We start from the raw sequence: 22,149 nt of genomic DNA on the forward strand, positions 1-22,149 counted from the left end.
CGTTCAGTGGAAGAAGATGTAGGCCACCGCGATGGCGGCGATGACGCCGGCGAAGTCGGCGATCAGCCCGCACGAGATCGCGTAGCGCGTCTTGCGGATGCCGACCGAGCCGAAGTACAGCGCGACGATGTAGAAGGTGGTGTCGGCCGAGCCCTGGAACACGCACGCGAGGCGGCCGACGAACGAGTCGACGCCATAGGTTTGCATGGCGTCGATCATCATCGCCTTCGAGCCGCTGCCGCTGAGCGGCTTCATCAGCGCGGTCGGCAGCGCCGGCACGAAGTCGGTGTTGAAGCCGAGCGCGCCGAACAGCCAGCTGAAGCCGTCGACGACAAAGCCGAACAGGCCGGCGTTGCGGATCACGCTGATGGCCACCAGCATGCCGACCAGATACGGGATCACCGTCAGCGAGGTCTGGATGCCGCCCTTGGCGCCCTCGATGAAGGCTTCGTAGACGTTGACCTTCTTCCACAGCGCGCCGATGATGAAGCCGCCGATGACGCCCATCAGGATCAGGTTGCTGAAGACCTTGGAGAACAGTTCGATCTCGGGGCGCGTGAGCACCTGCGTGAAATACCAGATCAGCGCGGCGATGGCGGCGGTGCTGCAGCCGAGCCAGCTCAGCACCACGCGGTCGAACAGGTTGATGCGCTGGCGGATCGCCACGGCGATCAGGCCGGTGACGGTGGCCACATAGGTGGCGATCATGCACGGAATGAAGATGTCGGACGGGTCGGCCGCGCCGAGGATCGAGCGCTGCGCCATGATCGCCACCGGGATCAGGGTCAGGCCGGACGTGTGCAGCACCAGGAACATGATCTGGGCGTCGGTCGGCTCGTCCTTGCTGGGGTTGAGTGTTTGCAGGCTTTCCATCGCCTTCAGGCCGAACGGCGTGGCCGCGTTGTCCAGGCCGAGCAGGTTGGCCGAGAAATTCATCAGCATGTGGCCGGTGGCCGGATGCTCCTTCGGCACGCCCGGAAAGATGCGCGAGAAGAACGGCGCGATGATGCGCGCGAGCAGGTTGACGGCGCCGGCCTTCTCGCCGATATTCATGATGCCGAGCCACAACGTCATGACGCCGGCCAGCGGCAGCGCGATGTCCATCACGCCGCTCTTGGCCGATTCGAACGTGCCGTCGATGATGCGCTTGAAAATTTCCGTGTCGCCCATGAACAGGTACTGCGCCAGCGCGGCGGCGAACCCGACGAGGAAGAAGCCAGACCAGATGTAATTGAGCGACATATGTTCGATTTTTCTTGAAACTGTGGGCGACAGGCAAAGTATAGCGGGTCGCCACGCGGAAAAAGTTATAAGCTGCCGCTTTACGTATGCGATGTGAAATGGATGCCATGCTGAAAAGTTATGCAGCCGCCGTGCTGGCGCTGGTGGTCGGGCTGGGGAGCGGGCTCGGAAGCTTGCCTTGCGCCGCGGTGACCGCCGAAGCGCACACCACGCAGACCGCGTCGGCGCCCAAGGTCCTGCGCGCCTTCCTGAGCACCGGCGAGACCGGCCTCGATCCGGCGGTCGCCTCCGACATCGCCAGCCTCAGCCTGCTGGAAAACCTGTTCGATCCGCTGCTGCGCTACGACTATCTGGCCCGGCCGGTCAAACTGCAGGCCAACACGCTGGCGGCGATGCCGAGCGTCGCGGACGACGGCCGGACCTACACCTTCCACTTGCGCCAGGACGTCTATTTCACGGACGACCCGGCGTTCCAGGGCGCGCGCCGGCAAGTGACGGCGCACGATTACGTCTACAGCCTCAAGCGGCTGTACGATCCCGCGCTCAAATCGCCGTGGAGCTTCCTGCTGGAAGGCAAAATCGTCGGCGACGCCGCGCTCAAGGCCCGCTTCGGCTACGACGGCGACATCGCCGGCCTGCAGGCGGTGGACAAGTTCACCCTGCGCATCCGGCTCAACGCCGCCGATCCCAACTTCCTGTTTTATCTGGCGATCCCGGCCACCGGCGTGGTGGCGCGCGAGGTGGTCGAGGCGTACGGCGTGCAGGTCGGCAACCACCCGGTCGGCACCGGGCCGTTCAAGATCGGCACCTGGAAGCGCAGCGACCAGATCTCGCTGCTGGCCAACCGCGACTTCCGGCCGATGTTCTTCCAGGGCCGGCGCCTGCCGCTGGTGGACCGGGTCGACATCAAGATCATGGAGGAATACCAGTCGCGCGTGCTGGGTTTTTTGAACGGCGAATTCGATTTCCTCGAACAGTTGCCCGAATCGATGAAGGAAATGGTGCTCACCGGCGACGCCCAACCGACGCTGAAGCCGGAGCTGGCGCGCAAGGGGCTGGTGCTGTCGCCCTTCCCCGTGCTGCAAACCTATTACATGTGGATGAACATGGAAGACCCGCTGATCGGCGGCTACGGCAAGGACAAGGTGGCGCTGCGCCGCGCCATCGCGCTCAGCTACAACAGCGCCGAGGACATCGCCCAGATGAAGAAGGGCCTGGCGCTGCGCGCCGAGACGCCGCTGCCGCCGAACGTGCTGGGCTACGATCCGGCCTACCGCAGCCCGGTCGGCTACGATCCGGCGCTGGCCAACGCGCTGCTGGACCGCCACGGCTATAACAAAGGCCCGGGCGGCTTGCGCACCCTGCCCGACGGCAAGCCGCTGACCCTGGTCATGCACACCGAACCGTCGATGGTCGGCCGCCTGCGCGACGAGCTGTGGCGCAAGAACCTGAACGCGATCGGCCTCCGCGTCACCTTCAAGGGCGACAAGAAGACCGAGATCATCAAGGCCTCGCGCCTGGGCACGGTGATGATGTTCGAAACCAACTGGGTGGCCGACTTCCCCGACGGCGACAATTTCTACCAACTGCTGTACGGCCCGAACAAGGCGGGGCCCAATTACGCCCGCTTCAACCTGCCCGCCTACAATCAGCGCTACGAGCAAACCCGCACGATGGGAGACTCGCCGGCGCGCACCAGGCTGTATGATGAAATGGCGCAGATTATTCACGCGTACACGCCATGGGTGCTGCTGACGCATCCGATTTCCGCCGATGTGCGGCAGCCATGGCTCAGAAATTACACGCGCCACCCGGTGGAATTCACCAACTGGCGTTATCTGGACGTAGACGCACATACCCGGCGCTGAGCGGCCGCGTAGAATGGATCAATGAAATTTCTCAATCGCCGGGGCCTGGCCTACGTGCTCATGCACCCCATGGACTTCCTGGTGCAATGCCTCAAGGGCTTTCGCGCCAATCAAGGCCTGCTGCTGGCGGGCGCGGTGGCCTATTACTCGTTGCTATCGATCGTCCCGCTGCTGATGCTGGTGGTGGTGGCGCTGTCGCACGTCATCGACCAGGATGTGTTGCTGGATACGGTAGGCCGTTATTTGAACTATCTGGTACCGGGACAATCGAAACCGATCGTTGACGAGGTGGGACATTTCCTCGAACACCGCGACGTGGTGGGCGGCGTGCTGCTGGTCAGCATGATCTTCTTCAGTTCGCTGGCCTTCACGGTGCTGGAGAACGCCATGTCGGTCATCTTCAAGCACCGGGTCGAGATCAAGCGGCGGCGGTTTCTGATCTCGGCGATCATGCCGTACTGCTTCATCCTGTCGCTGGGCGTGGGCATGCTGCTGGTGACCCTGGTGGCGGGCAGCCTGCAAGTGATGGGCGAGGAAAGCGTGCGCCTGTTCGGCTACGACTGGTCGCTCGAGGGCGTGTCCGGCGCGCTGCTGTACATGCTGGGGCTGGGCGGCGAAGTGCTGGTGCTCACGGCCATCTACCTGGTGATGCCGGTGGGCAGGCTGTCGCTGTCGCACGCCCTGATCGGCGGCGTGACGGCCGCGCTGCTGTGGGAACTGGCGCGCCACATCCTGGTCTGGTACTTCTCGACGTTATCGCAGGTGAACGTGGTGTACGGCTCGATGACGACGGCCATCATCGTCATGTTCAGCCTGGAGATCGGCGCCACGTTGCTGCTGTTCGGCGCCCAGGTGATTTCCGAGTTCGAACGGGCCTGCCGCCACAAGCCGCGCCGCAATCCGACGCCGCTGAGCACGGAAGCGACAGAGATGAAATAATTTGTGCGTCGCACAAACATCTGTGTTACACTACGTTCGTGGTTGAGGTTCTCTTGGTTTCCAAGCGTTCAGTCCCACGTCCGAGGCAGGCGCCGTCATCCGATATGTGTAAGAGCGGATCACAACTGGCGCTACCTGGAATTGTAGTTTCGAATACATTGGTCGTTTTACACGTTGGAGGCACCACGCAGATAGCATGGGCGTCCGAGAAACGCTGAAGTCACTTTGCAGATAGCACTGGACGACGGCACGATTAAAGCATTGGTAATACATTGGAACGAAGCCCGTTGAGATACGGGCTTTTTTTTCGTCCGCGTTTTCCTAAACTACGGGGGTCAAGTCTGTCATTCAGACACGAGCCCTTCTACAAACTACGGGGGTCAAGTCTGTCATTCGGACACGAGCCCTTCTACACAGTACTTCAGTTCGTGTCCGAATGACAGACTTGACCCCGGGGTTAGAGCGCGCGGGCGATCAGCAGTTTTTGGATGTCGCTGGTGCCTTCGTAGATTTGGCAGACGCGCACGTCGCGGTAGATGCGCTCGACCGGGAAGTCGGAGACGTAGCCGTAGCCGCCGTGCACCTGGATGGCGTCCGAGCAGACTTTTTCGGCCATCTCGGAGGCGAACAGCTTGGCCATCGCCGCCTCTTTCAGACATGGCAGGCCGGCGTCCTTCATCGCGGCGGCGTGACGGATCAACTGGCGCGCCGCTTCGATTTGGGTGGCCATGTCGGCCAGCCGGAATTGCACCGCCTGGTGCTCGAAGATCGGCTTGCCGAAGCTCTCCCGCTCGCGCGCGTATGCCAGCGCCGCTTCGTACGCGGCGCGCGCCATGCCGACCGCTTGCGAGGCGATGCCGATGCGCCCGCCCTCCAGCCCCGACAGCGCGATCTTGTAGCCCTGGCCTTCTTCGCCGATCAGGTTCTCGGCCGGGATGCGGCAGTTTTCGAACAGGATCTGCGCCGTGTCCGACGAGTGCTGCCCCATCTTCTGCTCCAGCCCGGCGACGGTGTAGCCCGGCGTCGACGTCGGCACCCAGAACGCGCTGATGCCTTTCTTGCCGGCGGCCTTGTCCGTCACCGCCAGCACGATGGCGACGTCGGCGTACTTGCCGCTGGTGATGAATTGCTTGACGCCGTTGAGGACGTAATCGCCGCCGTCACGCGTGGCGGTGGTGCGCAGCGCGGCGGCGTCGCTGCCGGTGTGCGGTTCGGTCAGGCAGAAGGCGCCCAGCATGTCGCCCTGCGCCAGCGGCCGCAGCCACTGTTCCTTTTGCCGGTCGTTGGCGTACATCATGGCGATGCTGCACACCGGGCAGTTGTTGACCGAGATGATGGTCGACGTGCCGCCGTCGCCGGCCGCGATCTCCTCCAGCACCAGCGCCAGCGAGACGTAGTCCATGCCGGCGCCGCCCAGGGCTTCCGGCACGGCGACGCCGAAGGCGCCGAGCGCGGCCAGTTCCTTCAGCTCCTCCTTCGGGAAATGGTGTTCCCGGTCCCAGCGCGCGGCCTGTGGCGCCAGGCGCTCCCGGGCGAAGGTGCGCAGCGCGTCGCGGATCATTTCGTGTTCTTCGGTCAGTATCATGTCGTCTCTTATTTATAGTTTTTTACCGCGTTGCCATGCGGGGACGCGCTGTCCCCGCCGGTCTTTACCAGCCGATCCCGCTGCCGTCGTAGTTGCGGTAGACGGCGCGCTCCGACGCCGGCAGCGCGGCCAACGTGGCGCGGATGCCGCCGGCGCTTTCCTCGACCGAGATGTCGGCGCCGTCGCCGCCCATTTCCGTGCGCACCCAGCCCGGATGGAAGGCGACGCAGGTGGCGCCCTGCTTGCCGTACACCAGCGCGGTGTCGATCAGCACCGAGTTCAGCGCCGCCTTGCTGGCGCGGTACAGCGAGCCGCTGGCGCTGCTGCGCTCGCTTAGCGATCCCATCTTCGACGATAGCACCGCCAGCTTGCCGCGCGCGGCGCCCACCATCGGCGCGACGATCGGCAGCAGGCGCATCGCCGCCAGCACGTTGGTGTGCATCACGGAATCGAAATCCGTCTGCAGCGGGAAGCCGTCGTGGCGCGGGCCGTACACGCCCGCGTTCAAGATGGCGACGTTGAGCTCCTCGCCGTCGAGCTTCCAGCCGATGCCGGCGCAGGCCTCGACGTTGGTGACGTCGAGCTGGTGCGGCTCGGCCCCCAGCGCGCCGAGCGCGGCGCAGTCCTCGGCCTTGCGGGCGGTGGCGATCACGCGCCAGCCGTCGGCCAGGTATTGTTTGACCAGTTCGTGGCCGATGCCGCGCGAGGCGCCGATGATGAGTGCGGTCGCCATCGCTTACTCCGCCCCCACCAGCTCGATGGCCATGGCCGTCGCCTCGCCGCCGCCGATGCACAGCGCGGCCACGCCCTTCTTGCCGCCGGTGCGCTTGAGCGCGCCGATCAGGGTGACGATGATGCGCGCGCCCGAGGCGCCGATCGGGTGGCCCAGCGCGCAGGCGCCGCCGTGCACGTTGATCTTGCTGTGCGGGATGTCGAGGTCGCGCATCGCGGCCATCGGCACGGCGGCGAAGGCCTCGTTGATCTCGAACAGGTCGACGTCCTTGCTGGCCCAGCCGATTTTCTTGTACAGCTTTTCCACCGCGCCGATCGGGGCGGTGGTGAACAGATTCGGTTCCTGCGCGAACGTGGCGTGGCCGTGGATCTTGGCGATGACGGTCGCGCCCAGCTGCTTGGCGGTCGATTCGCGCATCATCACCAGCGCGGCGGCGCCGTCGTTGATCGACGACGACGACGCGGCGGTGATGGTGCCGTCCTTCTTGAACGCGGCGCGCAGGGTCGGGATCTTTTCGACCTTGGCCTTCAGCGGGCCCTCGTCCTTGTCGATGACGGTGTCGCCGGCGCGGCTGGTGACGGTGACGGGCGCGATTTCCCATTTGAACCAGCCTTCGCTGGTGGCGGCCTGCGCGCGCTTGACCGACTCGATGGCGAAATTGTCCTGCGCCTCGCGGGTGAACTCGTACTTGGCAGAGCATTCCTCGGCGAACGTGCCCATCGAGCGGCCTTCGCCGGTCTTCTCGTTGCGCGAATAGGCGTCCTCGAGGCCGTCGTACATCATGTGGTCGAACATCATGCCGTGGCCGATGCGGTAACCGCCGCGCGCCTTCGGAATCAGGTAGGGCGCGTTGGTCATCGATTCCATGCCGCCGGCCACCACCACGTCGGCACTGCCGGCGACCAGCTGGTCGTGGGCGAAGATGGCGGCCTGCATCGCCGAGCCGCACATCTTGGACAGGGTGACGGCGCCGGTCGAGGCCGGCAGGCCGGCTTTCAACAACGCCTGGCGCGCCGGCGCCTGGCCCTGGCCGGCCATCAGGCAGTTGCCGAAGTAGACGTGCTCGACCAGCTTGCCGTCGATGCCGGCGCGTTCGACGGCGGCGGCGATCGCCACCGCGCCCAGGTCGTGCGCGGCCTTGCCGGAAAAGTCGCCCTGGAAGGCGCCCATCGGGGTGCGGGCGGCGCCGACAATCACAATTGGATCATTCATTTTCTAGAGTCTCCATAAAGGGTGGCGGCACCGGGATCGATACCGCCGCAATGTTGGACTGGTTCTCGTGGAAGAACCGGATGTGCTGCGGATACGGATAGACGTCCTCGACGACGCCGTCGAGGATGCGCTGCTTGCGCGCCTGCCAGTATTCGCGCGTCAGCAGGTCGGCGTGGTGTTTCATGAAATACTTGCGGATCTTGGCGTTGCCCAGCAGGAAGCGGCCGAACTGCTCGGGGAACACGTCGTGCCTGCCGATCGGATACCACGGCTCCGACGCCATCTCGTCCTCCTCGTTGCGCGCTTCCGGAATGTCGCGGAAATTGCAGTCGGTGATGTATTCGATCTCATCGTAATCGTAGAACACGATGCGCTGGTGCCGGGTGACGCCGAAATTCTTGTACAGCATATCGCCGGGGAAGATATTGGCGGCGACCAGCTCCTTGATGGCGTTGCCGTATTCGAGGATGCCGTGTTCGAGCTGGGCGTCGTTGCCGTCCTTGTCGGCGTTGCCGAGCCACATGTTCAGCGGCACCATGCGGCGCTCGATGTACAGGTGCCTGATGATGATCTTCCCGCCCTCCTCCTCATATAGGGACGGCGCGAACTGTTTCAACTCGGCGATCAATTCCTCGGTGAAGCGCTGGCGCGGAAAGGCGACGTTCGAATACTCCAGCGTGTCGGCCATGCGGCCGACGCGGTCGTGGTGCTTGACCAGCAGGTATTTTTCCTTGATCAGCGCGCGCGTGGTGTCCTTGGGCGGCGGATAAAAATCCTTGATGACCTTGAACACATAGGGGAACGACGGCAGCGCGAACACCAGCATCACCAGCCCCTTGATGCCGGGCGCGATCGCGAACCGGTCCGACGAATGTTTCAGGTGCTGCAGGTAGTCGCGGTAGAACAAGGTCTTGCCCTGCTTTTGCAGCCCGAGGATGGTGTAGATCTCGCTGCGCGGCTTGCGCGGCAGCAAAGTGCGCAGGAATTGCACATAGGCCGACGGCACCTCCATGTCCACCAGGAAGTAGGCGCGCGTGAACGAGAACAAGATCGTGATCAGTTCCTGGTCGAACAGCACGGTGTCGAGTATCAGTTCGCCGTGGCGGTTGTGCAGGATCGGCACGACGAACGGATACTCCTTGTTGCCGTTGATGCCCTTGCCGACGATATAGGCGCCCTTGTTGCGGAAGAACAGGCTCGACAGCACCTGGATCTGGTTGTTCGGCTCGGTCCTGCCGGCGCCGAACAGGTCTTGCAAGCGCGCCTCCACCTGCTCAATGTCGCGCGCCAGGTTCTCGAACCCGGCGTCGAGCTCGAAGTTGGTGACGATGCGCGTAAGCGTGGCGTGCAAGCCGTCGGTGCCGGGATAGTAGACGCGGTAGGTCGGCGCCGCTTCCTCGGTCTCGATGTATTCGGTCGAGACCACCGGCCGCACGAAGATGAATTCGTTGTGGAAGTAGCTGCGGTGCAGGATGTTGCAGCAGACCGAGTTGAAGAAGGTTTCCGCCAGCTCCGGCTGCTTGTGGTCGGACAGCATGCCGATGTAGTGCAGCTTGAGCTCGCGCCAGACCTCGTCGGTCAGGTCGGACTGGCTGTACTCGTCCTCCAGCGCCTGCACGCACTCCTGCACGCGGCGGTCGTAGAAGTCGATCCGCTCGCGCGCGGCCTGCTGCGCCGCGCCCCAGGCGCCGCGCTCGAAATGCGCCTTGGCCTGCCGGCTGGTCTGGCGGAACAGGCGGTAGTGCTTGTCGAAGCCGTCGCGGATCGTGCGCGCGATGTCGAACGCGATCTGCGAGCGCAGCAGTTTTGGGAATGCAGCCTGGGTCATGGTCGCCCTCACCTTACGCGTTGACTGAACTGAACTTCTTCACCGGCCAACGCGCACCTGGTGCTTAGCGGGTTTCCGCGAACAGTTCGCGGCCGATCAGCATGCGGCGGATTTCGCTGGTGCCGGCGCCGATTTCGTACAACTTGGCGTCGCGCCACAGGCGGCCGACCGGATACTCGTTGATGTAGCCGTTGCCGCCCAGCGTCTGGATCGCCTCGCCGGCCATCCAGGTCGCCTTCTCGGCGCTGTACAGGATGGCGCCGGCGGCGTCCTTGCGCAGCTGGCGCACCGCCTCCGGCGTGGCGGCGCGGTCGCAGGCCTGGCCGACCGCGTACACATAGGCCTTGCACGCCATCATGGTCGAGTACATATCGGCGAGCTTACCCTGCATCAGCTGGAATTCGCCGATCGCCTGGCCGAACTGTTTGCGGTCGTGGATGTACGGTACGACCGCGTCCATGCATGCCTGCATGATGCCCAGCGGACCGCCGGACAGCACGGTGCGCTCGAAGTCCAGCCCCGACATCAAGACGTTGACGCCCTTGCCCAGGCCGCCGAGCACGTTCTCGACCGGCACTTCGCAATCCTCGAACACCAGCTCGCCCGTGTGCGAGCCGCGCATGCCCAGCTTGTCGAGCTTTTGCGCCACCGAGAAACCCTTGTAGCCTTTTTCGATCAGGAAGGCGGTCATGCCCTTGGCGCCGGCGTCGAGGTCGCTCTTGGCGTAGACCACCAGCACGTCGGCGTCGGGACCGTTGGTGATCCACATCTTGGTGCCGTTGAGCACCCAGCGGTCGCCCTTGAAGTCGGCGCGCAGCTTCATGCTGACGACGTCGGAACCGGCGTTGGGCTCGGACATCGCCAGCGCGCCGACGTACTCGCCCGAGATCAGCTTCGGCAGGTATTTTTGTTTTTGCTCCTCGGTGCCGTTGCGCTTGATCTGGTTGACGCACAGGTTCGAGTGGGCGCCGTACGACAGGCCGACCGAGGCCGATGCGCGCGAGATTTCCTCCATCGCCACGATGTGGGCCAGGTAGCCCATGTTGGCGCCGCCGTATTCCTCGCCGACGGTGATGCCGAGCACGCCCAGCTCGCCCATCTTGCGCCACAGGTCCATCGGGAACTGGTCGCTGCGATCGATTTCGGCCGCGCGCGGGGCGATCTCGGCGGCGGCGAACTGTTGCACGGCTTCGCGCAGGGCGGCGATGTCTTCGCCGTGGTCAAAGGTCAGGCCTGGGAGATGGAGCATGTCATCCTCATTGTTCTGGTTTGATTTGAACGGTCATCATACCTTGGAGTGACGTTTACGTAAACGTAAAGCATGCACGACGTCCGGTATCGTCATCACTCGGCGTCTTCAGGCCGTTTTGGCTTCTTCCTGGGCCGCCAGCAGGCGTTTGCATTCGTCCTCGTGCGCGGTGATCTCGGCCAGCGACAACTCGATGTCCTCGCGCTGCTGTTCCAGCGTCTGGCGGTGCTGCGCCAGCACGCCGAGGAAGCGGTTCATCTGGGCGCTGGTGTCCTTGGGCGTTTCGTACATGTCGACCAGGCTCTTGATTTCGGACAGCGACAGGCCCAGGCGCTTGCCGCGCAAGGTCAGCTTGAGGCGGGTGCGGTCGCGCGGCGTGTAGACGCGGCTGCGGCCGCCGGCGCCCTCGCGGGACGGGCTCAGCAAGCCCTGGTCCTCGTAGAAGCGGATGGCGCGCGCCGTGATGTCGAATTCACGGGCCAGTTCGGTAATGGTATAGGTAGGCATCGGGCTCAGGGCGGTAGGTGTTCGATTTCCGTTTACGTCAACGTCATGGATATTGTAGCGCGCCTGGCGCGCGCCCGGCACCGATTGTGGCGCGCAGGTATCGTGCGACGCCGATCGGGGGGCGGCGGCATCATACGCTTCCGCGCAAAAGTGGTCTGGTCGCCACCGGCCAAATAGTGGTAAAATTTACAACTTCAGCATCTCCCAAAAGAGAGGGCAAGATGTTGCCTCTTTTGCAGCACGCGACCGAACATAATTTGGTCTGGGTGCTTGCCGGCATCCGCACTTACAGAGGATAGAATGCCAATTTCGACATCCCATCACGTCACCTTCAGCGCACGTTTTCAAGCGACTGACTTTCATGACGCAACGTGAAATAGTGCACTTATGAACTCTTCCAATGAACGCGAAAGCTTTAGCCAGCGCTTGCAGCAGGCTCTTAAGAACGCACACTACTCGCCGGACAGCCCCACGCGGCTGGCCCGGGAATTTAATATTCGGTTTGATGGCAGACCGATCACAGTCCACGCGGCGCGCAAATGGCTGGTGGGCGAGGCCATCCCGACCCAGGAAAAGCTGCGCATGATCGCGCAGTGGTTGGGTGTGCCCGCCGAGTGGCTGCGCTTCGGCGGCGCCGAGGCGGGCGCCCCGGCCGGCGACAATGGCGGCGGCGTGTCGCGCTTCGAGTCGGTCGACGTCAAACTCATTGCCGATCTACAGCGCCTGGACGAGCATCACCGGCAAATCGCCCGTGAATTTATTCGCATGCTGGTACGCGTTAACTACCAAAAGTAGTCATTTTAAGTACTGGTATGGAGCGATGTCGACCAGTTGTGACGGCGTTGGGTGTGGATGCGGCGTGAAACTAGTTTCATGATTTCACCGGTTTTTGTTCGGAAAAAGTGTATTTGAAGTAGTGACTTTTTATTTTGAGCGCCTTTGCGAATTGTCATCGTTTCGACATGGATTTCAGGCACAATGGGGAGTCAGCGCCGCTGAACCGCAGCATTTACTTCGGAGCCAAGCTTTTGAGCCGTCCTATGAAAAGTAACTACAGCAATGTCGCGCAGCTAAAAGATTTGATGACCGTCCCGCCGATGACCGCCGCCCAGCATGCCGAGGTGATGCGCAAGCGCATCGCCCACCGCCGCATGGTGGAGGAAGCCAGGGATTTGAAACGCGCCAGCGGATCGCAGTTCGATAAGCGCTAGGCCGGACCGGCACCATGGTCGTTGGACGGGCTGGCCGGTTTCATGCCGGTCCAGCGCGGGGCCAGCGTGTGCTCGATGCCGAACAGGTCGATGACACGGCCGACGGTGTGGTCCACCATCTCCGCAATGCTTTGCGGGTTGTGATAAAAGCCCGGCAGCGGCGGGTAGATAATACCGCCCATCTCCGTCACCGCCGTCATGTTGCGCAAGTGCGCGAGATTGAACGGCGTTTCCCTCACCATCAGCACCAGCCGGCGGCGCTCCTTGAGCACCACGTCGGCCGCGCGCGCGATCAGGTTGTCCGACAGGCCGTGCGCCACCGACGCCAGGGTCTTCATCGAGCAGGGCGCGACGATCATGCCGTCCGACTGGAACGAGCCGCTGGCGATCGAGGCGCCGACGTCGCGCACCTTGTGCACCACGTGCGCGTACGATTCCACTTCCTTGCGCTGCAGGCCGGTTTCCTGGTGCAGGGTGAGGACGGCCGCGTCGGAGACGATCAGGTGCGTCTCGACGTTGGCGGTGTGTTGCAAATGTTGCAGCAGACGCACACCATACACGGCGCCGGTGGCGCCGGTGATGGCGATAATGATCCGCCGCGGGCGGTCAGGCATCCAGCAGCGCTTTCAGCTCGCCGGACTCGAACATCTCGTTCATGATGTCCGAACCGCCGATGAACTCGCCTTTGACGTAGAGCTGCGGAATGGTCGGCCAGTTCGAGTAGTCCTTGATGCCTTGGCGCACTTCCGGATCTTCCAGCACGTTGACGGTGGCGATGTTTTCGACGCCGCAGGCTTTCAGGATCTGGATGGCGCGGCCGGAGAAGCCGCATTGCGGGAACTGGGCGGTGCCCTTCATGAACAGCACCACCGGGGTGGCGGTCACGGTTTCTTTGATCCAGGTTTGTACGTCGCTCATAGCTGCCTCAGTGTAAATAAGTATTAGGTGCGCACATTTTATAAGAAATGCGGCCCCCGCGTACCGACAACCCACGGGGTCAGGTCCGACATTCGGACAAATCCTGATTTTGTCGAACTTTTTTGGTTGGCAAAAGTTCAAAAATGTCCGAATGTCGGACCTGACCCCCGGGGTTTAGCCGCGCAGTTTGGCGAAGGCGGCCGCCATGCTGCCGCCGATCGGCTCGGCGCGGGCGGTTTGCTTCTGGTGCTGGCCCATGCTCTTGCGGTCGGTGCGGTCGCTACGCTGCTGCGGCTGCGCGCCGGCTTGCGGGGCGCTGTCGGTCAGGCGCATCGTCAAGGCGATGCGCTTGCGCTTTTCGTCCACTTCCAGCACCTTTACCTTGACCACCTGGCCGGCCTTGACCACCGTGTGCGGGTCTTTGACGAAGGTGTTCGACAGGGCGGAGATATGCACCAGGCCGTCCTGGTGCACGCCGATGTCGACGAAGGCGCCGAACGCGGCGACGTTGGTGACCACGCCCTCGAGGATCATATCGGGACGCAGGTCGCGGATCTCCTCGACGCCGTCCTTGAAGGTGGCGGTGGTGAATTCCGGACGCGGATCGCGGCCCGGCTTTTCCAGCTCCTTCAAAATATCGCTGATGGTCGGCACGCCGAACTTGTCGTCGGCATACTTGGCCGGGTTGAGCGACTTGATCAACGCGGTCTCGCCGATGACGGCCTTGATGTCTTTCCTGATGTCGCCGAGGATTTTCTCGACCAGCGGGTACGATTCCGGGTGCACCGCCGAGGCGTCCAGCGGATTTTCGCCGCCCATCACGCGCAGGAAGCCGGCCGCCTGTTCGAAGGTCTTGTCGCCCAGCCGCGGCACCGACTTGAGCGCGGCGCGCGAGGCGAAGGCGCCCTTGACGTCGCGGTACGAGACGATGGCCTGCGCCACCGACGTCGACAGCCCCGACACGCGCGCCAGCAGCGGCGCCGACGCGGTGTTGACGTCCACGCCGACGGCATTCACGCAATCCTCGACGACGGCGTCGAGCGAGCGCGCCAGCTGGGTTTGCGAGACGTCGTGCTGGTACTGGCCGACGCCGATCGATTTCGGGTCGATCTTGACCAGCTCGGCCAGCGGGTCCTGCAGGCGGCGCGCGATCGAGACGGCGCCGCGCAGCGACACGTCCATGTCCGGCAGCTCGCGCGAGGCGAATTCGGACGCCGAATACACCGACGCGCCCGCCTCCGAGACGACGATCTTGGTCATCTTTTGATCCGGATGCTGCTTGATCAAGTCCTGCGCCAGCTTGTCGGTTTCGCGCGAGGCGGTGCCGTTGCCGATCGAAATCAGCGAGACGTTGTGCTTGGCGGCCAGGCGGCCCAGGGTGTGCAGCGAACCGTCCCAGTCGTTCTTCGGCTGGTGCGGATAGATGACGGCCGTGTCGACCACCTTGCCGGTGGCGTCGACCACCGCCACCTTGACGCCGGTGCGCAGGCCCGGGTCCAGGCCCATGGTGGCGCGCTGGCCGGCCGGCGCGGCCAGCAGCAGGGCTTTCAAATTGGTGGCGAAGACGTTGATCGCGTCGAGCTCGGAACGCTCGCGCAGCGCGCCCATCAATTCGGTTTCCAGGTGCATGAAGCTTTTCACGCGCCAGGTCCAGCGCGCCGTGTCGGCCAGCCATTTGTCGGCCGCGCGGCCCTGGTTCTTGATGCCGAAGCGGGCGGCGATGCGGCCTTCGCACGGGTTGTGCGGCGCGTCCCATTTCGGTTTCTCGGCTTCGGTGTCGAGCCGCAGGGTGACGTCGAGGATGCCTTCGCGGCGCCCGCGCATCAGCGCCAGCGCGCGGTGCGACGGCACGGTGCCGATCGTCTCCGAATAATCGAAGTAATCGGCGAATTTTTCGCCTTCGTCTTGCTTTCCTTCAATAACCTTCGATTCAACGATGCCATGCTCTTGTACGTACTCGCGCAACGATTGCAGCAACGTGGCGTCCTCGGCGAAGCGCTCCATCAGGATTTGGCGGGCGCCGTCGAGCGCGGCCTTGGTGTCGGCCACGCCCGCATTGTTGCCGTCGGCGGTGGAGAACGGTTCGCGCAGGAAGCGGGTGGCTTCCGTTTCGGGAGTCAGTTCGGGGTTGGCCAGCAGGCTGTCGGCCAGCGGCGCGAGGCCCGCTTCGATGGCGATTTGCGCTTTGGTGCGGCGTTTTTGTTTGTACGGAAGATATAAGTCTTCCAACCGGGTCTTGTCTTCCGCATGCATGACAGCATCTAATAAGGCCGGCGTCATCTTGTTCTGTTCGGTGATGGAGGCGACGATGGCGGCGCGGCGGTCTTCCAGCTCGCGCAGGTAGCGCAGGCGCTCTTCGAGCAGACGCAATTGAATGTCGTCGAGGCCGCCGGTGGCTTCCTTGCGGTAACGGGCGATGAAGGGCACGGTGGCGCCTTCGTCCAGCAGGGCGATGGCGGCGGCGACCTGGACCGGTTTAGCGGCAAGTTCGAGGGCGAGGCGTTGTTCGATGGAAGGCAGCATGTGGGTCATTCCTTAGCGGTCAAGCCCGGAATGATACGCAATCGGCGCGATTGTGCCAGTCTTGACAGTCCAAATGGACCAAGATATGGCCGATCCGCAAATATTGAACCGTGTTTCAGGTGTCTAAAGACACCAAAGGCACATAAGCACGCGGGTTTTTCACAAGAATCCGCAAACACGAACGCGTGTATGGCGGATAATATCGCCTGTTGCCGTTTTTGAACCATCTTTGAACAACAATGCGCCCTATGGATTTTACCCGCGACGACGCCACCGACGAGGTTCCCGCCAAGCCAGCCGCCCCGGCGGTCCCGGCTGCTCCCACGCGCCTGCCGCCGCCGCCCGCGAACCAATTGTCGTACGCGGTGGCCACCTGGCTGCAACGGGTGGATGCCGCCGCCCATCCCAAGGCCAAGCTGACCGCGCCGCCGGTCGATAGCGATCCGAAACAAACCCTGTACCGGCTGATCTACGTGATGGCGCCCACCAGCGGCGGCCGCCACGTGGCGCTGTGCCTGTACAAGGCGCGGCTGCGCTCGAACGGCGACGTCGCCGCCGCCACGCCCGTCAGCGAAGTGTTTTCGCTGCTGTCGGCGCCGCCGACCTTCCTGGCGCCCGGCGACGAGGATTTGATCCGCTTCTTTGTCGCCATGCGCAGCGGCCAGAATTCACAGACCGGTTCGGCCACGGAGCCGCGCGGCAAGATCGGCGCGGCGCTGCTACAAATGCTGGCGGAGCAAGATAAATTGCTGTGGGCAAACTCGTGGGCCGACGTCGGCAATGGCCTGGTGTATCCGCTCAAGGGCGGCGTGCTGCGCGAGGCCAATCTGGCCTGGCGCGAAGAGGGCAAGGGCCTGCGCCTGGGCTGGCAGGTGCAGCCGCCGCCGGGCGCGCGCGCGCCAAGCAACGGCGCCGACCAGGTCGATTACATGCTGCCGACCGATCCGCCTTGGTACATCGACAACCTGTCGTGCGGCGTGCTGCAATTGAACCAGGGCGGCGCCTCGATTCCGCTGGCCGACCTGCAGGCGCTGGTGGCGCAGGCGCCGCTGCTGACGGCCAACGACAAGATGCGCGTGTCGCAACTGTTGCTGGCGCACGGCCTGCAACAGCTGATGCCGCTGCCGCAGCCGCTGCCGCAGCGGGTGCGCGACGACGTCAAGCCGCGCCCGGTGCTGACCCTGGACGCGGCGATGCTGGCCGACGGCTCCTTGCAACGCTGGCACGATTTCGCCGTGCTGTCGTTCGACTACGACGGCGAGCGCGTCTCCTTCGATCCGTCGCAGCGCGTGGTGCGCCAGAAGGGCGAGGTCACCGAGATCATCCAGCGCGACGCCGCCGCCGAGGAGCAGGCGCTGACCCTGCTCAACGAGCGCCATTTCCACACGCCGACCGCGTTGCCGCTCAGTAGCGTCAAAGGCGGGCTGCTGTTGCCCAGCCAGGCCGAATGGATACGCTTCGCCCGCGACGGCATCGCCGCGCTGAAGGAAGCCGGCTGGAAAGTCGAAAAGAGCACCAAATACCGCTACGACGTGCTGGACGTGGGCGACTGGTATGCCGACGTGACGGCCGACCCGGCCGACGGCGGCCGCGCCTGGTTCGAGCTGGAACTGGGCATCATGGTCGACCAGGAACGCGTCCCGCTGCTGCCGGTGCTGGTGCAACTGATCCGCAACGCGCCCAACGATTTCAATCCGAAGGCCATCGCCAGCCACGGCGACGAGGACCAGATGCTGGCCACGCTGGCCGACGGCGCGCGCGTGGCGCTGCCGTGGGCGCGCATCAAGCCGATCCTGTCGACCTTGGGCGAGCTGTATTTCAGCGACAAGATCAAGACCTCGCTGCGGATGGCGACCTTGGACGCGGCGCGCCTGGACGAACTGGCCCGCAACGTCGAACTGAACTGGAACGGCGGCGACGAGCTGCGCGAAATGGGCGCGCGCCTGAACCAGTTCGGCGAAGTCAAAAAGGTCGCCACGCCGGCCGGCCTGCAAGCGACCCTGCGCGACTACCAGACCGACGGCTTGTCGTGGATGCAGTTCCTGCGCGAATACGGCTTCGCCGGCATCCTGGCCGATGACATGGGCCTGGGCAAGACGGTGCAAACCCTGGCCCACATCCTGATCGAAAAAGAGGCGGGCCGCCTGACGGCGCCGGCGCTGGTGATCGCGCCGACCAGCCTGATGGGCAACTGGCAGGAGGAGGCGGCCCGTTTCGCGCCGAGCCTGCGCGTGCTGCTGTTGCAGGGCAAGGACCGCATGGGCCAGTTCGACCAGATCGACGAGGCCGACCTGGTGCTGACCACGTACGCGCTGTTGCCGCGCGACGAGGAAAAACTGCGCGAGCACGATTTCCACCTGGTCATCCTGGACGAGTCGCACTACATCAAGAACACCCGCTCCAAGGCCGCGCAAAGCGCCGGCCTGCTGCGCGCCCGCCACCGCCTGTGCCTGTCCGGCACGCCGCTGGAAAACCATCTGGGCGAGCTGTGGTCGCAATTCCACTTCCTGCTGCCGGGCTTGCTGGGCGACGAGAAGGGCTTCAACAGCGTGTTCCGCCACCCGATCGAGCGCCAGGACGACCCGATGCGCCGGGCGCTGCTGAACCGCCGCATCAAGCCGTTCCTGCTGCGCCGGACCAAGGACAACGTGGCCAAGGAGTTGCCGCCGAAGACGGAGATGGTGCGCAAGGTCGAGCTGACCGGCGCCCAGCGCGACCTGTACGAAACCGTGCGGCTGGCGATGGACCAGAAGGTACGCGAGGAAATCGACCGCAAGGGCGTGGCGCGCAGCCAGATCGTCATCCTCGAGGCGCTGCTCAAGCTGCGCCAGGTGTGTTGCGATCCGCGCCTGGTCAAGTCGCTGCCGTCGAAGAAGCAGACGGCCGGCTCGGCCAAATTGATCGACCTGATGCAGATGGTCGAGGACTTGCTGGAGGAAAACCGCAAGATCCTGGTGTTCTCGCAATTCACCAGCATGCTCGAGCTGATCGAGCAGGAGCTGGAGGCGCGCGACATCCCGTACGCGCTGTTGACCGGCGACACCAAGGACCGCAGCGCGCAAGTGGCGGCCTTCCAGCAGGGCGCGGTGCCGATCTTCCTGATCAGCCTGAAGGCGGGCGGCGTCGGCCTGAACCTGACGGCGGCCGACACGGTGATCCATTACGATCCGTGGTGGAACCCGGCGGCCGAGAACCAGGCCACCGACCGCGCGTGGCGCATCGGCCAGGACAAGCCGGTGTTCGTCTACAAGCTGATCGCCAAAGGCACCCTGGAAGAGAAGATCCAGGTGCTGCAGCAGAAAAAATCCGATCTGGCGCAATCGATCCTGGCCGAGGGCGAGTCGCAGAAAATGGCGCTCACGCAAGAAGATCTGCAACAGATCTTTGCGCCGCTGGTGGAGTAGGGCATGTCCGGGCCCGGGTCCACGGTCGACGAGTTGCAGGCGGCGTTGGCGCTGTCGCGGGCCAACGAGACACGCTACCGCCTGCTGCTCGACCACAGCACCGAAGTCAGCTGGATGGCCGATTGCGCGACGTTGCGGCTGACCTGGCTCAGCCGGGCGGCCGAGGGCCAGTTCGGCTACACGCTTGAAACCGCCGACACGATGGCGGCCGGCCTGCTGGCCGGTCTGGCGCCGCGCCTGGCCCGTTTCGCGACCGGCGACGGCAGCCGCCGCCACCTGCTGCGCGAGACCGAGGTCGCGCACGCCGACGGCCGCATGGTGCCGGTCGAAATCGACTCCACCCTGATCCTCGACGACGCCGGCGCGCCGGTGGCGGTGGTCGGCGTGGTGCGCGACCTGACCGCGCGCCGCGAACTGGCCGAGCAGCAAAAGAAATTCGCCTCCATGCTGTCGCACGAATTCCGCACGCCGCTGTCGACCATCGACGGCGCCGTGCAGCGGCTGGAGACGACCGGCGCCCACCACGACGAGGGTACCCGCAAGCGCTACCGCAAGATCCAGACGGCGGTCGACCGCATGCTGGCGATGCTCGACGAATACCTGTCGCCCGAGCGCATGGCCAGCATCGGCCGCGCGCGCCAGCCCGACGAGATCTCGCCGGCGGCGCTGCTGCAATCGGTCGCCGAGCAGGCGCGCGGGCGCCGCAACCGCGTCGATCTGCGCGTCGAGGCGCTGCCGCAATGGATGCGCTGCCACCCGGCCGGCATCCGCCTGTGCCTGGAAATATTGGTCGACAATGCGATCAAATACACGGATGCCAATACTCCGTTAGAATTGCTAGGCAAAATTGCAACCGAAGGCGGTGTCGAGTTCCTGGTGCGCGATGGCGGCGCCGGCGTGCCTGAGGCCGAGCTGGACAAAATCTTCGCCAAGGCTTACCGGGGCGGCAACGCCGCCGGCGTGGCGGGGTCGGGCCTGGGCTTGTACATGGCGCGCGCGATCGCCGACGTCCACGGCGGCACTGTCACCGTCAGAAATGTTTCTGAAAGCGGCGCGGAATTTCGGATTTGGCTGCCGGTAACTACCGTTCCCGGGAAAAGCCTTGCGCGAGCGGGTGGCAACAGTGATAATTCCCCGCATACAAGCTGAAGCAGTACGGGCGCAACGCTCAACAATCGATCAAATGGCGCATCAATGACGCAAATACTTATCGTGGAAGACAATCTGGACTACGCCGAAGAAATGGCGGAGTTCCTGATTGAGCTACAACACGAAGTGCACATTACTAACAACGCCAGCGATATGTGGTCGGCCCTCAGCCAGGGCAACGTGGGCGTGGTGGTGCTGGACCTCGGCTTGCCCGATGAGGACGGCTTCAACGTGATTCCGCGCATGCGCCAGCTTTATCCGCAAATCGGGCTGTTGGTGCTGACCGGCCGCGTCGCCTTCGACAACCGCATCCTCGGCCTGCGCCTTGGCGCCGACCATTATTTGACCAAGCCGATCAAGTTCCCCGAGCTGGCCGCGCACATCGAGGCGCTCGACCGCCGCGTCGGTCCGCAGGAAACCATCCCGCTGCCGAGCAAGTGGACCTTGAAAGTGAGCGCGCGCCAGCTCGAGCTGCAAGGCATGGCCATCACGCTGACGGAAAAGGAATGCAATTTCCTGCACCTGCTGACGATTAACACCCGTCCGGTGCCGCGCCAGGTCATCGTGGCCGGCATCGGCGGCGACGATCCGGACGCCGGCCGCCGTGTCGACATGCTGGTGTACCGGTTGCGCAAAAAGGCGCGCACCGGCCTGGGCCAGGACCTGCCGCTACGCAGCGCCTACGGCGAAGGCTACAGCCTGTCCGCCAGCTTCAATCTGTCCTGAGCAAACCCATCTTCCTGGATGCAAGCCTGTAAGCCGTTATGGGGGACAGAGTCGCGCCGGTTTTGCCGCGCGCGGGTTTAATTGGGGACAGAGTGATAGAATGGTGCTTCGCCCAACGCCGCCCTACGTGCCACCCGGGCGCATTTACCTTTGCTAACATGGCCCGACTCCCACGCCTGATCGTCCCTTCCCAGCCGCACCACGTCATCCAGACCGGCAATAACGACCAGCTGATCTTCCACGACGCCGAGGATTACCAGGCTTTCCACGGCTGGCTGCGCAGCGCCGCCAAAAACCACAAGGTCGCGGTGCATGCCTACGTGCTAATGCCCAACCACCTGCATTTATTGGTCACGCCGTCCGATGAAAACGGCCTGGGCCAGATGATGCAATGGATCGGCCGCTACTACGTTCCCTACTTCAACCAGAAATATAGCCGCAGTGGAACTTTGTGGAACGGACGCTACAAAACCTCGTTAATCGACGCCGATGAATATTTCATGCTGTGCAGCCGTTACATCGAGTCTAACCCGGTCCGCAACGGCATGGTCAGCCGCGCCGAGGACTATCCGTGGTCCAGCTATTGCCATCACGCCGGCATCCGGTCCGACGGCCTGGTGGTCGACCACGCGCAGTTCTGGGCGCTCGGCAATACCCCGTTCCAGCGCGAGGCGGCATACACGGCCCTGAGCGAACCGCCGCTAACGGACGAGCAGGTCGCCTTGATCGGCAAGGCCCTGTTGAAGGGCTGGCCGCTGGGATCGGACCAGTTCAAGTCGGCGTTACAGAACAAGGTCAAGCGCCAGGTACTGCCGGCCAAACGGGGCCGTCCTTTCAAAATCAAGACCGAATCCGCCTGAGCAAATTCGGCGAAACCGCAGGAAGCTGATGTTCCTGCGGTTTTTCTTTATTCGATTTCACTCTGTCCCTAATTAAAATTTTCAGCAACTGCGAAAAATTTAATTCGACTCCGACCCCATTTGTTATGGTTGTCTTTTACGCTGCATTGCACTACTCTACTTTCTCATTAGCCCAATTGCCAGCGGAGAAGCCCC

General features: G+C 63.7%; 18 protein-coding genes. 8 read left to right on the forward strand and 10 right to left on the reverse strand.

The features are described 5' to 3' along the window. Nucleotides 1–3: 3 nt before the first annotated feature. A complete protein-coding gene (locus BMX85_RS23335; RefSeq protein ID WP_090324431.1) occupies nt 4–1,242 on the reverse strand; it encodes a nucleoside recognition domain-containing protein in 1,239 nt (412 codons plus the stop codon). Nucleotides 1,243–1,349: 107 nt separating this feature from the next. Between BMX85_RS23335 and BMX85_RS23340 the strand changes: the two genes are divergently transcribed. Together BMX85_RS23340 and BMX85_RS23345 are read left to right on the forward strand one after the other, a co-directional pair. After that, complete coding sequence (locus BMX85_RS23340) at nt 1,350–3,110, forward strand: ABC transporter substrate-binding protein (protein ID WP_090324758.1); 1,761 nt, start codon at nt 1,350–1,352, stop codon at nt 3,108–3,110. A 21-nt stretch (nt 3,111–3,131) separates the two neighbouring features. Continuing rightward, complete coding sequence (locus BMX85_RS23345; protein WP_090324433.1) at nt 3,132–4,049, forward strand: YihY/virulence factor BrkB family protein; 918 nt, start codon at nt 3,132–3,134, stop codon at nt 4,047–4,049. 457 nt (nt 4,050–4,506) lie between these two features. On the opposite strand, the gene BMX85_RS23350 is transcribed toward BMX85_RS23345, so the two are convergent. From BMX85_RS23350 to BMX85_RS23375, 6 genes are all read right to left on the reverse strand, one after another. Continuing rightward, nucleotides 4,507–5,634: an acyl-CoA dehydrogenase family protein gene (locus BMX85_RS23350; protein WP_090324436.1), complete on the reverse strand. Its 1,128-nt coding sequence runs from the start codon at nt 5,632–5,634 to the stop codon at nt 4,507–4,509. Between the two features lie 64 nt (nt 5,635–5,698). Next, nucleotides 5,699–6,367, reverse strand: a complete 669-nt coding sequence (locus BMX85_RS23355; RefSeq protein ID WP_090324439.1) for an SDR family oxidoreductase — start codon at nt 6,365–6,367, stop codon at nt 5,699–5,701. Between the two features lie 3 nt (nt 6,368–6,370). Further along, the gene (locus BMX85_RS23360) at nt 6,371–7,579 is read right to left on the reverse strand and encodes an acetyl-CoA C-acyltransferase (RefSeq protein WP_090324442.1); all 1,209 of its coding nucleotides are present in this window, start codon (nt 7,577–7,579) and stop codon (nt 6,371–6,373) included. After that, nucleotides 7,572–9,407 carry a bifunctional isocitrate dehydrogenase kinase/phosphatase gene (gene aceK, locus BMX85_RS23365; protein WP_090324445.1) on the reverse strand — a complete coding sequence of 612 codons (1,836 nt, stop codon included), beginning with the start codon at nt 9,405–9,407 and terminating at the stop codon, nt 7,572–7,574. The genes BMX85_RS23360 and aceK overlap by 8 nt, the downstream gene beginning before the upstream one ends. A gap of 64 nt (nt 9,408–9,471) precedes the next feature. After that, nucleotides 9,472–10,656: an isovaleryl-CoA dehydrogenase gene (locus BMX85_RS23370; protein ID WP_090324448.1), complete on the reverse strand. Its 1,185-nt coding sequence runs from the start codon at nt 10,654–10,656 to the stop codon at nt 9,472–9,474. 108 nt (nt 10,657–10,764) lie between these two features. Beyond that, nucleotides 10,765–11,163, reverse strand: a complete 399-nt coding sequence (locus BMX85_RS23375; RefSeq protein ID WP_090324451.1) for a MerR family transcriptional regulator — start codon at nt 11,161–11,163, stop codon at nt 10,765–10,767. A gap of 387 nt (nt 11,164–11,550) precedes the next feature. On the opposite strand from BMX85_RS23375, the gene BMX85_RS23380 reads away from it, so the two are divergent. Together BMX85_RS23380 and BMX85_RS30590 are read left to right on the forward strand one after the other, a co-directional pair. Continuing rightward, the gene (locus tag BMX85_RS23380; RefSeq protein WP_090324454.1) at nt 11,551–11,958 is read left to right on the forward strand and encodes a hypothetical protein; all 408 of its coding nucleotides are present in this window, start codon (nt 11,551–11,553) and stop codon (nt 11,956–11,958) included. 245 nt (nt 11,959–12,203) lie between these two features. After that, a complete protein-coding gene (locus BMX85_RS30590; RefSeq protein ID WP_218147399.1) occupies nt 12,204–12,374 on the forward strand; it encodes a hypothetical protein in 171 nt (56 codons plus the stop codon). Here BMX85_RS30590 and BMX85_RS23385 read toward each other — a convergent pair. From BMX85_RS23385 to BMX85_RS23395, 3 genes are all read right to left on the reverse strand, one after another. Further along, nucleotides 12,371–12,988: a UbiX family flavin prenyltransferase gene (locus BMX85_RS23385; protein WP_090324457.1), complete on the reverse strand. Its 618-nt coding sequence runs from the start codon at nt 12,986–12,988 to the stop codon at nt 12,371–12,373. The genes BMX85_RS30590 and BMX85_RS23385 overlap by 4 nt on opposite strands. After that, nucleotides 12,981–13,292: a Grx4 family monothiol glutaredoxin gene (gene grxD / locus BMX85_RS23390; protein WP_020703833.1), complete on the reverse strand. Its 312-nt coding sequence runs from the start codon at nt 13,290–13,292 to the stop codon at nt 12,981–12,983. The genes BMX85_RS23385 and grxD overlap by 8 nt, the downstream gene beginning before the upstream one ends. A 174-nt stretch (nt 13,293–13,466) precedes the next feature. After that, nucleotides 13,467–15,815, reverse strand: a complete 2,349-nt coding sequence (locus tag BMX85_RS23395; protein WP_090324761.1) for a Tex family protein — start codon at nt 15,813–15,815, stop codon at nt 13,467–13,469. A 248-nt stretch (nt 15,816–16,063) separates the two neighbouring features. Here BMX85_RS23395 and BMX85_RS23400 point away from each other — a divergent pair, with 248 nt between their 5' ends. The 4 genes from BMX85_RS23400 (at nt 16,064) to BMX85_RS23415 (ending at nt 21,954) form a co-directional block, all read left to right on the forward strand. Beyond that, nucleotides 16,064–19,219, forward strand: a complete 3,156-nt coding sequence (locus BMX85_RS23400) for a DEAD/DEAH box helicase (RefSeq protein WP_090324460.1) — start codon at nt 16,064–16,066, stop codon at nt 19,217–19,219. A gap of 3 nt (nt 19,220–19,222) precedes the next feature. Then, nucleotides 19,223–20,368, forward strand: coding sequence for a PAS domain-containing sensor histidine kinase (locus BMX85_RS23405; RefSeq protein ID WP_090324463.1), 1,146 nt, complete (start codon nt 19,223–19,225; stop codon nt 20,366–20,368). A 45-nt stretch (nt 20,369–20,413) separates the two neighbouring features. Further along, nucleotides 20,414–21,094, forward strand: a complete 681-nt coding sequence (locus BMX85_RS23410) for a response regulator transcription factor (protein WP_090324465.1) — start codon at nt 20,414–20,416, stop codon at nt 21,092–21,094. 158 nt (nt 21,095–21,252) lie between these two features. Beyond that, nucleotides 21,253–21,954 carry a transposase gene (locus tag BMX85_RS23415; protein WP_090324467.1) on the forward strand — a complete coding sequence of 234 codons (702 nt, stop codon included), beginning with the start codon at nt 21,253–21,255 and terminating at the stop codon, nt 21,952–21,954. The last annotated feature ends 195 nt before the right edge of the window (nt 21,955–22,149 follow it).

This window comes from Duganella sp. CF517 (assembly GCF_900110275.1).
Classification (GTDB): Bacteria; Pseudomonadota; Gammaproteobacteria; order Burkholderiales; family Burkholderiaceae_D; genus Rugamonas.

Coding starts and splice junctions, on each gene's coding strand:
- BMX85_RS23400 (WP_090324460.1), top strand. CDS start 16,064: ATGGATTTTACCCGCGACGACGCCACCGACGAGGTTCCCGCCAAGCCA.
- BMX85_RS23405 (WP_090324463.1), top strand. CDS start 19,223: ATGTCCGGGCCCGGGTCCACGGTCGACGAGTTGCAGGCGGCGTTGGCG.
- grxD (WP_020703833.1), bottom strand. CDS start 13,292: ATGAGCGACGTACAAACCTGGATCAAAGAAACCGTGACCGCCACCCCG.
- BMX85_RS23360 (WP_090324442.1), bottom strand. CDS start 7,579: ATGAATGATCCAATTGTGATTGTCGGCGCCGCCCGCACCCCGATGGGC.
- BMX85_RS23335 (WP_090324431.1), bottom strand. CDS start 1,242: ATGTCGCTCAATTACATCTGGTCTGGCTTCTTCCTCGTCGGGTTCGCC.
- BMX85_RS23350 (WP_090324436.1), bottom strand. CDS start 5,634: ATGATACTGACCGAAGAACACGAAATGATCCGCGACGCGCTGCGCACC.
- BMX85_RS23355 (WP_090324439.1), bottom strand. CDS start 6,367: ATGGCGACCGCACTCATCATCGGCGCCTCGCGCGGCATCGGCCACGAA.
- BMX85_RS23395 (WP_090324761.1), bottom strand. CDS start 15,815: ATGCTGCCTTCCATCGAACAACGCCTCGCCCTCGAACTTGCCGCTAAA.
- aceK (WP_090324445.1), bottom strand. CDS start 9,407: ATGACCCAGGCTGCATTCCCAAAACTGCTGCGCTCGCAGATCGCGTTC.
- BMX85_RS23410 (WP_090324465.1), top strand. CDS start 20,414: ATGACGCAAATACTTATCGTGGAAGACAATCTGGACTACGCCGAAGAA.
- BMX85_RS23380 (WP_090324454.1), top strand. CDS start 11,551: ATGAACTCTTCCAATGAACGCGAAAGCTTTAGCCAGCGCTTGCAGCAG.
- BMX85_RS23415 (WP_090324467.1), top strand. CDS start 21,253: ATGGCCCGACTCCCACGCCTGATCGTCCCTTCCCAGCCGCACCACGTC.
- BMX85_RS23375 (WP_090324451.1), bottom strand. CDS start 11,163: ATGCCTACCTATACCATTACCGAACTGGCCCGTGAATTCGACATCACG.
- BMX85_RS23385 (WP_090324457.1), bottom strand. CDS start 12,988: ATGCCTGACCGCCCGCGGCGGATCATTATCGCCATCACCGGCGCCACC.
- BMX85_RS23340 (WP_090324758.1), top strand. CDS start 1,350: ATGCTGAAAAGTTATGCAGCCGCCGTGCTGGCGCTGGTGGTCGGGCTG.
- BMX85_RS30590 (WP_218147399.1), top strand. CDS start 12,204: ATGAAAAGTAACTACAGCAATGTCGCGCAGCTAAAAGATTTGATGACC.
- BMX85_RS23345 (WP_090324433.1), top strand. CDS start 3,132: ATGAAATTTCTCAATCGCCGGGGCCTGGCCTACGTGCTCATGCACCCC.
- BMX85_RS23370 (WP_090324448.1), bottom strand. CDS start 10,656: ATGCTCCATCTCCCAGGCCTGACCTTTGACCACGGCGAAGACATCGCC.